This is a genomic window from Tidjanibacter massiliensis (genome assembly GCF_900104605.1).
GTDB classification, from domain to species: domain Bacteria; phylum Bacteroidota; class Bacteroidia; order Bacteroidales; family Rikenellaceae; genus Tidjanibacter; species Tidjanibacter inops.
Window position 1 is genome coordinate 806,756 of sequence record NZ_LT629960.1, and the last position, 12,767, is coordinate 819,522.

General features: G+C 57.1%; 8 protein-coding genes. 6 read left to right on the forward strand and 2 right to left on the reverse strand.

The window, feature by feature from the left end:
• Nucleotides 1–57 precede the first annotated feature (57 nt).
• A complete protein-coding gene (locus BQ5361_RS04510) occupies nucleotides 58–537 on the reverse strand; it encodes a TlpA family protein disulfide reductase (protein ID WP_022063661.1) in 480 nt (159 codons plus the stop codon).
• Nucleotides 538–775: 238 nt separating this feature from the next.
• Here BQ5361_RS04510 and BQ5361_RS04515 point away from each other — a divergent pair, with 238 nt between their 5' ends.
• Together BQ5361_RS04515 and BQ5361_RS04520 are read left to right on the forward strand one after the other, a co-directional pair.
• Complete coding sequence (locus BQ5361_RS04515) at nucleotides 776–2,767, forward strand: protein-disulfide reductase DsbD family protein (RefSeq protein WP_035474264.1); 1,992 nt, start codon at nucleotides 776–778, stop codon at nucleotides 2,765–2,767.
• 249 nt (nucleotides 2,768–3,016) lie between these two features.
• Complete coding sequence (locus tag BQ5361_RS04520) at nucleotides 3,017–5,164, forward strand: cation:proton antiporter (protein ID WP_035474263.1); 2,148 nt, start codon at nucleotides 3,017–3,019, stop codon at nucleotides 5,162–5,164.
• 70 nt (nucleotides 5,165–5,234) lie between these two features.
• Here the strand turns inward: BQ5361_RS04520 and BQ5361_RS04525 are convergent, their stop codons facing one another.
• Nucleotides 5,235–6,023: an AraC family transcriptional regulator gene (locus BQ5361_RS04525; protein WP_161940425.1), complete on the reverse strand. Its 789-nt coding sequence runs from the start codon at nucleotides 6,021–6,023 to the stop codon at nucleotides 5,235–5,237.
• Between the two features lie 279 nt (nucleotides 6,024–6,302).
• Between BQ5361_RS04525 and BQ5361_RS04530 the strand changes: the two genes are divergently transcribed.
• The 4 genes from BQ5361_RS04530 (at nucleotide 6,303) to BQ5361_RS04545 (ending at nucleotide 12,766) form a co-directional block, all read left to right on the forward strand.
• The gene (locus BQ5361_RS04530) at nucleotides 6,303–7,376 is read left to right on the forward strand and encodes an efflux RND transporter periplasmic adaptor subunit (protein WP_052131131.1); all 1,074 of its coding nucleotides are present in this window, start codon (nucleotides 6,303–6,305) and stop codon (nucleotides 7,374–7,376) included.
• A complete protein-coding gene (locus tag BQ5361_RS04535) occupies nucleotides 7,373–10,489 on the forward strand; it encodes an efflux RND transporter permease subunit (protein WP_035474254.1) in 3,117 nt (1,038 codons plus the stop codon). Before BQ5361_RS04530 ends, BQ5361_RS04535 begins: the two co-directional genes overlap by 4 nt.
• Nucleotides 10,490–10,508: 19 nt before the next feature.
• Entirely contained in the window at nucleotides 10,509–11,888 is a 1,380-nt protein-coding gene (locus tag BQ5361_RS04540; RefSeq protein ID WP_071424939.1) for a TolC family protein, read from the forward strand.
• Nucleotides 11,889–12,079: 191 nt separating this feature from the next.
• Complete coding sequence (locus tag BQ5361_RS04545) at nucleotides 12,080–12,766, forward strand: hypothetical protein (RefSeq protein ID WP_035474252.1); 687 nt, start codon at nucleotides 12,080–12,082, stop codon at nucleotides 12,764–12,766.
• The last annotated feature ends 1 nt before the right edge of the window (nucleotide 12,767 follow it).

Consider the following 12,767-nt stretch of genomic DNA (forward strand, 5'->3'; position numbering starts at 1 on the left):
AGCAAACAACTGCGGGACAATGGAGACACGACAACGCTCCCCTGCGCAAATCGCATTTTACTGAAGGCCCTTTATCACTTCCAGCAGTTCGGCTTCCGAACCGGGAGTATAGCCCGTATGGTTGTAGACAATCTTTCCCTCCCCATCCAGAACGAAAACATGCGGTACCATGTTCACGTTCATCGCACGCTTGAAATCCTGATTCTTGTCGTAGAGGACGATGAAGTCGCTCCAGCCGTTGCCGCTGGCGAGCGCTTTTGCCTTGGCAGCGGAACGCGTATCGTCTATCGAAACGGCAACCACCTGAAAATCGGCTTCGTCGAGCCAGTCCATCAGCTGGTCGTTGATGGTATTGAGCTCCATAAGGCAGGGCTTGCAGGTCGTGGACCAGAACGACAGGATGGTCGGCTTGCCGTTCACGAGCGAAGAGGTGTTGATGACATCTCCCTGGTGGTTCTCTATCTTCACATCGGGCATCTGAGCCAGAGCGGCGCCCGCGAGCAACGCAGCGGCTACCGTTACAAAAAGTTTTTTCATAATAAAATATTGTTAATCAAATGTTAAAGTCACCTAACCGGACCTGCGTCCAACCTGTTTTGTAAGTCAAAAATAGAAAGAAAATTGCTCCTAAACAAATATTTTACTATTATTGTGACCTCATTCGCACGCTACCGGAACGTACTATGCGTCTTACCGATAACGCACGAATACCCTTTAAAATTGTGAAACGGACTGCATGACAGCGCACTTTAAAATTAATTCATACACCATCCTCATGAAGAAATTCTTTAAAACCGTCCTCTTGACCGCTATGTCGCTCCTGATGGGTTCGACGCTGGCGCATTCGCAGGACGTACAATGGAAGTACAGGGTCAACGACCTGGGCAACAACACATTCGAAATCGTGTTCGATGCCGCTATCGAAGACACATGGCACATGTATGACTTGGGGCCGTACGATGCCATGGGCCCGAACCCCACGATGATAACATTCGAAGGTACGGAGGGGGCACGGCTCGAAGGCGAAGCATACGAGCTGACGGAACCCATCGTCGTATATGACGAAGTCTTCGGCATGGAGATAGGCTACTACGAACACGCCGCCACCATCGCACAGAAGGTCGTTCTTACCGCTCCCTCGGCAAGCCTCAAGGGATACGTCGAATGGATGGTGTGCAACGACGTGGGCTGCACGCCGATGCAGTATTGGGATTTCGAAATAGACCTCACGTCCGCTTCGGGGACGGCGGTCGCCGCAGAGACTACGGCCGCCGGGGGCGGTTCGCTTTGGGGCATGATACTGGAGGCCATCCTGTGGGGCTTCGCCGCACTCCTTACCCCGTGCGTCTTCCCCATGGTGCCGATGACCGTTTCCTTCTTCCTGAAAGGTTCCGAAAACAAGGCACGCGGCCGGTTCCGGGCCGGAATGTACGGATTGTTCATCATCCTGCTCTACACGCTTCCCATCGCTGCGCTCATCATTATCACGCGCTGGCTGGGCGGCGATGCCGTGACGGCCGACATATTCAACTGGCTCGCTACGCACTGGCTGCCGAATATCATCTTCTTCATCGTATTCATGATATTCGCCGCTTCGTTTTTCGGCGCATTCGACATCACGATGCCCAGCAAACTCGTGAACAAGACCGACACCAAATCCGACAAGGGCGGTCTCGGCGGCATCTTCTTCATGGCGCTCACCCTCGTGCTGGTCTCTTTCTCCTGCACGGGCCCCATCGTCGGCAATGTCCTTATCAACTCCATATCGGGCGGTAACTTCTGGCAGCCCATCATCACGATGTTCGCCTTCTCGGTAGCTTTCGCCCTGCCGTTCACTGTCCTGGCGCTCTTCCCCTCGCTGCTCAACAAACTGCCCAAGAGCGGCGGCTGGCTCAACTCGGTGAAGGTGGTACTCGGCTTCGTCGAGCTCGCCCTCGGTCTCAAGTTCCTCAGCGTAGCCGACCAGACCTACCACTGGGGCATCCTCGACCGTGAAATCTACCTCGCCCTGTGGATAGCGATATTCACCCTGCTGGGACTCTACCTGATAGGCAAGCTCAAATTCAAACACGACAGCGAACTGAAGTACATTTCGGTCGGCAGGCTCGTACTCGCCATCATCGTATTCGCATTCGTCGCCTATATGCTACCCGGCATGTGGGGTGCACCGCTCAAGGGACTCTCCGGATATATGCCGCCCATCCAGTCGCAGGACTTCGTGCTCGGTGCCTATACCGGCCCGACCACCAGCCAGGCCTATACCGGTACCTCGACGATGACCTCCTCCGGCGATACCAAGAAATACGCCGATTTCCTCGCGCCGCTGCCCTACGGCATCGACGGCTACTACCACTACGGACAGGCTATGGAGGCCGCCGTCAAAGCCGACAAACCGCTCTTCATCGACTTCACCGGCCACGGCTGCGTGAACTGCCGCGAAATGGAACAGCGGGTATGGTCGGACCCGACGGTACAAGAGCTGCTCCGCAACGAATTCGTCGTGGTATCGCTCTACGGCGACGATAAGAAGAATGTCCCGGAAGAAGACTGGGTGACGCTGCCGAACGGCAAAGTATTGAAAGGACTCGGCCGGATAAACTCCAACTTCATGGCCGAAACATACGGCGTGAATGCCCAGCCCGCCTACATCATCGTAGACCATACGGGCAAACCGCTGCTGCCGGTCAGAGGATACAACCTCAACATCGAGGAGTATATCACATTCCTCAAGACCGGTCTGGCCGAATACCAAAAAGCCCGGCAGTAAATTCATCCGCAACCGTATAGCATACCGCCGGGGAGCTCCCCGGCGGTATTTTTTATGCTGCTTCCGCTGCCGCCCGGGGCAAATCCGAGGCATCGACCGTCGTACGGGACAACGGCCGGCAAACCGGAAACGGGCCAAATGCGGCAGGAGGATACAAGAATCGGGAGCGAAGAGTGGAAAAAGCCGTTCCCGACTTCAAAATTCCGCCCAAAATCATTAACTTGGCAGAGTAATATCATGTACTTGCCGATGCTTCCGCTGAACATACTCGACATAACGCTGCCGCTGACAGACCCAATACTGAAATTCTTCGTCATCCTGACGATAATCCTGCTCGCACCGCTGCTCCTGAACAAAATCAGCATACCGCCCATCCTCGGACTGATAATCGCCGGTGCAGTCATAGGCCCTTACGGCATCAACCTTATGGAACGCGACAGCAGCATCATCCTCTCCGGTACGGCCGGTCTGCTCTACATCATGTTCCTCGCGGGCCTTGAAATAGACCTCGGCGACTTCCGCCGCAACAGTTCCAAAAGTCTGTTGTTCGGCATGTACACCTTTCTGATACCCATGGTCCTGGGTATCGTCGCGGGCCTTTACGGACTCAATTTCTCGACGGAATCGTCGGTACTGCTCGCGAGCATGTTCGCATCGCATACGCTCATCGCCTACCCCATCATCAGCAAATACGGTATCACGAAGAACAGGGCAGTCACGGTAGCCGTCGGAGGCACCATCATCACCGACACGCTTTCGCTTCTCGTACTGGCCATCATCGTGGGAATGGCCACGGGCGAGGTAGACCCCCACTTTTGGGCCCAGCTCGGCGTCTCCATCCTCCTGTTCGGCTGCATCGTCATCTTCCTGTTCCCGGTCATAACACGATGGTTCTTCAAACGGGTGAAAGAGAGCGTTTCGCAATACATCTTCGTTCTAGCTCTCGTCTTCCTCGGCGCGGTGCTCGCCGAACTGGCCGGTATCGAAGGCATCATCGGGGCCTTTCTCACGGGTCTGTCGCTCAACAAACTGATACCCTCCACATCGTCGCTGATGAATCGCATCGAGTTCGTCGGAAACGCCATCTTCATCCCGTTTTTTCTGATAAGCGTCGGCATGCTCGTCGATTACCGCGCCTTTTTCCGCGATTTCGAAACCATCAAGGTGGCGGCCGTCATGACCGGCGTCGCCATCCTCGCCAAATACCTCGCCGCGCTCTTCACCCAGAAATCGTTCAAATACTCCGCAGACGAGAGGCGCGTCATCTTCGGCCTGAGCAATGCACAGGCGGCCGCCACTCTCGCCGCCGTGACGGTGGGCTACAACGTCATCATCGGCGAAACGGCCGCAGGCGAGCCCATCCGGCTGCTGAACGACAGCGTACTCAACGGCACCATCGTGATGATTCTCGTCACCTGCACCATCGCCTCTTTCGCAGCGCAGCGCGGAGCACGCAACATCTCCCTCAGCGAATCCATCTCCGACAACAAGAAAGAGGGCCGGTTCCGGGAAAACATCCTGATACCGTTGAAAGATTCGGAAAATACGGACGAACTCATCAACCTCAGTGTCCTGATAAAGAGGAAAGACAACCGGACAGGCGTCTATGCGCTGAACGTCATCAATAACCAGGAGTCGGACCCCAGTGCCGACGGAAAGTCGCACAAAATTCTTGAGAAGGCACAACAGACGGCGGCTTCGGCAGACATACAGCTCAACACCCTGCTCCGGTACGATGTCAACGTACCGAATGCAATCATGAGCGTCATCAAAGAGAACAAGGTAACCGACCTCGTCCTGGGGTTGCACGAAAAGAAGGAGTTCTCGGAATCGTTCCTCGGGCATACCACCGAACGGATTCTGGGCAGCAGCAACGTCACCACCTACATCTACCGGCCGGTACAGCCCGTGGCCACGGTCAAACGCAACCTCGTCGTCATCCCGGAGAACGCCGAAGAGGAGCTCGGATTCCCGTTATGGGTCATCAAGATGTGGAACCTTGCGCAGAACACGGGCAGCAAGCTGCTCTTTTACGGGACGAAAAAGACGCTCGACATCCTGCGCGACGTACACAAGGACAATCCCATCGAAGCCGAGTTCCGCCTTTTCGACGACTGGGACGACTTTCTCATCATCACGAGGGATATGCAGCCCGACGACGGACTCATCATCGTGATGAGCCACAAGGGGCTTCCTTCGTTTCAGACCGGCATGAAAAAGATACCCAACTACATGGCGAAATACTTCTCGGACTACAATTTCATTCTCATATACCCGATACATACCATCGCGGAAGAGAGCGAGAACAGAGACCTGCTCAACGCATCGCTGTTACCGAACTTCAACAAATTCGAAGGTATCGGCAAGAGCATCTCCAAAGCGCTCAAAGCCAAATGACAGCCGGGACCGCCGCGGTCCGAACGAACGAGCATTCCCGCAAGCGGATACAAGAGAGCCGGAACGGACCTCACACATCGCTGCCGACCTCGTATCGGTGCATTGCCCGGTATGTCTTGGGCACCACTCCTTCGTGTCTCTTGAAAAACTGCGAAAAGAAAGACGGATTCGGGAAATTGAGTTCTTCGGAGATTTGAAGTACCGACATGTCGGTAGAGGCCAACAAGATACGTGCATTGACCATCACATGGTTGTTGATGGACTCCGTAGCGGTCATTCCCGTCAGCTCTTTGCAGATGGCCGACAAATAACGCGGAGTGATGCAAAGCCTGTCGGCATAGAACTCCACGCTGCGGTGCTGCGCATAGTTCGCGGTCAGCAGCCGGACGAACTCCGCATAATATTTGCTTTTCCGCGAGAACGGCTGCTGCTCGATGACATTCCCCTTTCGGTAGATGCCGATAACCTCATAGACCACCGCCGAGGCGAGCAGACGCGATATGTCCATGCCGCACGGATGCTCTTTCCGGGCCGCATGCTCTTCCAGCAGACGGCACATCTTCAACAACCATCCGCACTCCTGCTCACCGAGGGAGATACACGGGTTATCCCGGACGAACAGGTAGAGCGGTGTCCCCAGCGGGATGTTGAAACTCATCAGGAACTGCGGCGTACACACGCACGCGTACCCTTTGAAATCCTCGCTCTTGCGGATTGCATACAATATCGTGCGGGGCAGGACCGAACACATGTCGCCCTTGCGCAGCCGGTAACTCTGGGAGCCTATCACGACATCGGCACTCCCTTCCAGACAGATACACAGCCCGGCCGCATTCACGATATGCGGAATATTCTCCATACAGAAAATATCGTTCTCGTTCCCCCTTATGAAAAAACTGTCGAAAAAGAGACGGCCCTCCTCATCGAAATTGATTTCGCTAAAAACCTTATCTCCGCCATCCCGGAATGATATGTTCCTATATGTGCCATTCATGTTCCAAATATAGACATATTCCCGCCAAAAAGAATTATATCGAAACCCGTATTTCCTTTTCAGAACATTTTCAACACCGGACAGAATATAGAACCGTATCACACCGCATGTACTTTAGCGAGAAATTTATCAAGCGGACAGAAGATGAAAGATGTGAAACAATGCACCGTCCTGCTACTGATGCTGCCGGTTCTGCTGACCGGATGCAGGCACGGAAGCCTCCCCAAAGAGGTTGTCAGAACCGTCAAACTGACCGAAGCGACCGGATGCGAAGGGGAAAGAAGCATCAGTTTTCCAGGCAAACTGAAGGCATCGTCCGAGGCGAACCTCGCTTTCCGTATCAGCGGGCCGATTGCGGAGATTCCCGTCACCGTCGGACAGCAGATACGCAAAGGAGAAACGGTCGCCCGGATGGATTCGCGCGACTATGCCCTGCAACTGACGGCTACCGAAGCGGAATACAAACAGGTAAAGGCCGAAGCCGAACGCGTCATCCGGCTCTACGAAAAACAGAGCGTATCGGAAAACGACTACGACAAGGCCGTATCAGGCCTCCAGCAGATAACGGCGAAGTACAATGCGCACCGCAATGCCCTCGCCGACACGCGCCTCACGGCACCGTTCGACGGTTACGTACAGAAAATCCACTACGATGCCGGGGAGACCGTCGCGGCCGGCATGCCCGTGGTGTCGTTGATTAGCTCCTCCGCGCCGGAGGTCGAGATAAACATTCCGGCCAGCGAATTCATCCGCAGCGACGAGTTCGAAACCTACCGCTGCAGTTCGGAAATATATCCCGACCGGGAGTTCCCGCTAGAGCTCGTCTCCATCAGCCGGAAAGCGAACCTGAACCAGCTCTACACCGCGAGACTCCGTTTCCTGCCGACCGGTCCCGACACGCCGCTGACTCCGGGTATGTCGGTCATGGTGACCATCGGGCTCAGGAGCGGCACGACGGGAGCGGTGAAAATTCCGCTGTCGGCCATGTTGGAGCACGACGGCACACCGGCCGTGTGGGTCTACAACCCCGCAGACAGCACCGTGGCACTCCGTAAGATAAGACCGTCGGCCATATCGCGGGACGGCATACTGACAGTAACCGGGGGACTGCACGCCGGGGAACAGGTGGTGAGTGCCGGAGTACACGCCCTAAAAGAGAACGACAAGGTCAAGCCGTTGCCGGCCGCAACCTCAACGAACGTGGGAGGTCTGCTATGAAAGATTTAGGAAACTGGGCGCTCGACAACAGGAAGCTGATATACTTCCTCGTCGCCGTACTGACGATAGGCGGCGTCTTCGCCTATTACGACATGAGCAAGCTCGAAGACCCCGAAATCAAGGTGAAACAGGCCGCCGTGGTCACGGTCTATCCGGGAGCCTCCGCCCATCAGGTGGAACTCGAAGTGACGGATGTGCTGGAGAAGAGCATCCGGTCGATGAAGGACATCGGCGAAGTGACGAGCCGCTCGATGAACGACATGTCCCTGATAAACGTATCGCTCTCCACACTCGTCACGAACGAAGAGACGGAACAGTGCTGGGACATTCTCCGCCGCAAAGTGGCCGACGTACAGGCGGAGCTGCCCGAAGGAGCCTCCGTATCCGTGGTAATGGACGATTTCGGCGACGTATTCGGCATGTTCTACGCCATGACCTTCGACGGCTATACCGACGCAGAGGCCGCACGGTACGCCGAACTCGTGAAAAAGGAGGTAATGAAAATCGAAGGCATCTCGAAGGTGAACATCTACGGCCAGCGGCCGGAGTGCATCTACATAGAGCTCTACGAAGACAAACTCGCCAACCTCGGGGTACATCCGGCAGAGGTCCTCGCCACCCTGAACGGACAGAACAAAACCGTGTACTCCGGATACTACGAAAGCGGCGGTTCCCGGCTGCGCGTAACCGTGAACGACCGTTACCGCACGACGGAGGACATCGGCAGCCTGCTGCTGCAGGGACATGAGGACGACCAGCTGCGGCTCCGCGACATCGCCTCCGTTACCGAAGGGTATGAAAATCCTGTCCGCAACGAGCTGCGGTACGACGGCCGGAGGGCACTGGGCATCTCCATCTCCGCGCTGAGCGGTACGGATATCACCAAAATAGGACGCCAGGTCGAACGGACGCTGGAACGGCTCGAAAACGAACGCATGCCGGCCGGTATGGAGATACACGAAGTATTCTTCCAGCCGGAAAAGGTAGAGGCGGCACTCGATTCGTTCCTGATAAACCTCGTCGAATCCGTCCTCATCGTGGTCGTACTCCTCATGTTCGCCATGGGATTCCGCAGCGGTGTCATCCTCGGGTTCAACCTGCTCGTCACGGTACTCGGCTCGCTGATGATACTGAACGTCTTCGACGGCTCGCTGCAGCGCGTATCGCTGGCATCGTTCGTACTCGCCATGGGAATGCTGGTGGACAATGCCATCGTGATACTGGACGGCATTCAGGTGGATATGCAGCGCGGCATCGAACGCCGCACGGCCCTGACCGGTATCGGCCGGAAAACGGCCATGCCCCTGCTGGGCGCCACCCTCATCGCCATCCTCGCCTTCTTTCCCATCTTCCTGTCGCCCGATACGGCAGGCATCTATGTACGCGACCTGTTCATCGTGCTGGCCGTGTCGCTGCTGCTGAGCTGGATACTGGCGCTCACGCTCGTCCCGATACTCGCCGACAAAAGACTGAAGGTGAAAGGGAACAGGGAAGGAGACCCCTACGGAAACCGTTACTACCGGGCACTGCGCAGCGTACTGAACTGGGTGCTGTCTCACCGCATCGTCTCGCTCTGCGTAGGGTTCGGTCTGGTCGCCGTCAGCCTGCTCTGTTTCCGCACCCTGCCGCAGGGTTTCTTTCCGGATATGGATTACGACCAGCTCTATATAGAGTACAAACTGCCGGAAGGGACCAACAGCACACAGGTCGGGGAAGACCTGCACGCCATAGAGAATTATCTGCTGGGACGCAGCGAAATCACCCACGTCACGACCTCGATAGGCGGCACGCCCAGCCGGTACAACCTCGTGCGGAGCATCGCCGACCCGTCGCTGGCCTATGGAGAACTGATAGTGGACTACACCTCGCCCGAGGCACTGACGGCCTCTTTCGACGAAATACAGACGTACCTCAACGCCAACTATCCGGACGCCTACGTGCGGTTGAAACGCTACAACCTGATGTACAAGAAATTCCCGATTGAAGTGGAATTCAGCGGTCCCGACCCGGCCGTCCTGCGCGACCTGACGGCCCAGGCCGCCGCCATCATGGAGGAGAGCCCCTCGCTTCAGATGGTGACAAGCGACTGGGAGCTCAAGGTACCGGTACTCATCGTCGATTACAACCAGCCCGTAGCCCGGAATATCGGCCTCAGCCGGCAGGACATCGGTCTCTCGCTGATGAGCGCGACAGACGGCATCCCGACGGGAACATTCTATGAAGGGACGGAGAGCAAGACCATTTACATGCGCTGCGTGGACCGCGACGGGAATCCCATCGAATCGCTCGAACACACGCCCGTATTCGGACTCATGCCTGCGACCGCGGGTCTCGACCGCCAGACGGTCGGGGGATTGCTGACAGGCACCCTGTCCGAGGAGGAGGTGCTCGCCTCCCTGCTCAGTACCGTTCCCCTCAGCCAGGCGGTCAACGGCGTACACGTGGAGTGGGAAGAACCCGTAGTCATCCGCCGGAACGGGGAACGGGCCATGCGGGCGCAGTGTATCCCCGTACCGGGCGCAGCCGTCGAGAACGCCCGCGCCTCCATAGCGGAACAGATAGCATCCATCGAACTGCCCGAAGGGTACGACATGAAGTGGGAAGGCGAAAAGAGCGCCAGCAACGAATCCATGAAATACCTGTTCAAATACTATCCGCTGGCCGTCATCCTGATGATTGCGATACTCATCGCCCTGTTCAAGGATTACCGGAAACCGGCCATCATCGTCCTGTGTCTGCCGCTGCTCTTCATCGGCGTGATTTTCGGCATGATGCTCTCGGGCAAAACGTTCGGATTCGTGGCCATCGTCGCTACGCTGGGACTGGTCGGCATGCTCATCAAGAACGGCATCGTTCTGATGGATGAAATCACGCTTCAGATAAACGCCGGCAAGGAGCCCGTCGATGCCCTGATGGAGAGTTCGGCGAGCCGTTTCCGTCCCGTCATGCTGGCATCGCTCACGACCATCCTCGGCATGATACCCCTCTTGGGCGACTCGCTGTTCGGCCCGGCGGCGGTCGTCATCATGGGCGGTCTGCTGGTCGGAACACTCATTACGCTGCTCTTCATTCCCGTGCTCTACGCACTGTTCTACCGCATCCGGATAAAATAGTCCACACATTTACCGAACCATGAAACAGATACGAATCATCATCCTCGCCCTGCCGCTTCTCGCCCTGCCGGCACTCGCCGGCGGCGAGGAGGTCTCGCTCGACCGGTGCAGGGAGATGGCACTGGAAAACAACCGCCGGATAGCCATCGCACGCCAGGCCGACGAACAGGCCGCCTACACGGTAAAAGCCACGAAGGCCAACTTCTTTCCCAAATTCTCCGCGGGCGCATACGGTCTCTACGCCTCGTCGGCGAACGATATGAAACTGGCCCTCGGCGACATACGGCTCTTCGACCCAAGTACTCTGGAGGGCATCGTTCCCCCCGCCCTCGAACCGTGGCTCGACCGGCTCTCCCTCCTCCGCCTGCCCGAGCTGTCGCTGAAGCTCGACCTGAACAACTCCTATCTGGCCGGCGTGAGCATCGAACAGCCGGTTTACATGGGGGGCAAGATACACTCCGCCTACCGCATGGCCCGTATCGGCGACGAGCTGGCCGCCCTCAACGTATGCCTGACCGAAGAGGAGGTCATCGTCGAAACCGACCGGGCATACTGGACCTACGTCCAGACGCTCGAACTCCGCAAATCCGCCGGCGCCTACAAGGCGGTAGTGGAGGAGTTTCTGCGGACGGTGAGCAATGCCGTGGAGGCCGGCATGAAGTCGCGCAACGACCTGATGAAGGTACAGGTACAGCTCAACCGGGCGGAACTGCAGTTACAGCGGGCCGACAACGGTGTCCGGCTCTCCCGGATGAATCTCTGTCAGATGGTCGGACTGCCGCTCGACAGCGACATCGTTCCGTCCGAATCGTTCGGCGACGAAACCGCCCCGGCCGCAGCTGGAACCGACATCACGGCCCGGCCCGAATACACCATGCTGTGCAAGCAGGTCGAGCTGAAACGACAGGAGCAGCGTTTCATCCAAAGCGACTTTCTGCCGTCGGTAGGAGTTCGGGGAGGCTATAACTACACGTACGGCATGAAAATCAACGGCCGGCCGCTCTTCGACAACGGCGGATTCTCGGCCATGATAGCGGTTTCGATTCCCCTGTTCCACTGGGGCGAGGGCATGAACAAGGTCCGCGCGGCCAAAGCGGAAACGGCGATGGCCGAACTGCAGCGCGACGAAATGGCGGAGAAGATGGAGCTCGAAGCCCAACAGGCGCTCAACGCCGTGAACGAATACATCCTCGAAGTCAGGCTGACCGAATCCGCCCTTTCGCAGGCGGAGGAAAACATGCAAACGAGCGGCAACTTCTACGAGGCGGGCATGGAACCCATCTCCGACTACCTCGAAGCCCAAGCGATATGGCAAAACGCCTCGGCAGAATACATAGCGGCCCGGGCGAAACTCGCCATCAGCCGGTCGGAGTACATGAAAGCCGCGGGACTGCTGTAAACGGGCTCCGCAAAACGGAAAATGCGCGGGGAGACGCAGGCTGCGTCTCTCCGCGCATACAATCCCTCTATCCTCCCGGCCTGCCGGAGATTCCGGGAGGATACGGTACCGGTACGGATAATTTCGCTACCTTTGCGGACGGGAAATCGCACACCGACGCGACCCTGTACCCGAACGACAACGGCCAAGCCATGAAGAGAAAAGACCTCATCGTCATCGTCTGCGCCCTCGCGCTGCTCTCCCCCTTCTTCCTGTTCCCTTCCGTGTACGAATTCTACAAAGAGTTCAACGCACAGCATGGAATGGTGATGAGTTTCATCAAATTCGCCCTGCTCTCCACTTTCGGCGAATGCATCGGACTCCGGATAACCCACGGGGTTTACAACCGCCCCGGTTTCGGCATTGCACCACGTGCGCTGGTGTGGGGCATTCTCGGTATGGGCATCAGCATGGCCATGACGATATTCGCCTCGGGAGTCCCGGTCTTCCTCGCCTCGCTCGGCATGGAAAACGCCCCGGCAGCGATGGTCCTGCCGCTGTCGTGGCAAAAAGTGTTCGTCGCATGTTGCATATCGGTGGCCATGAACACCATCTTCGCTCCCGTATTCATGACGCTCCACAAAGTGACCGACACCCACATACTCGCTACGGGCGGAACGCTCCGCGGTTTCTTCACCCCGCTGCACATGGGCGACACGCTCGCCGGACTCGACTGGCACCGACAGTGGAACTTCGTTTTCAAGAAAACAATACCGCTTTTCTGGTACCCGGCCCACACGGTAACGTTCCTGCTGCCGGGCGACGCAAGGGTACTGTTCGCCGCGCTGCTGGGAGTGATACTCGGCATCCTGCTGGCCGTGGCCGCCCACCGGAAGTGAG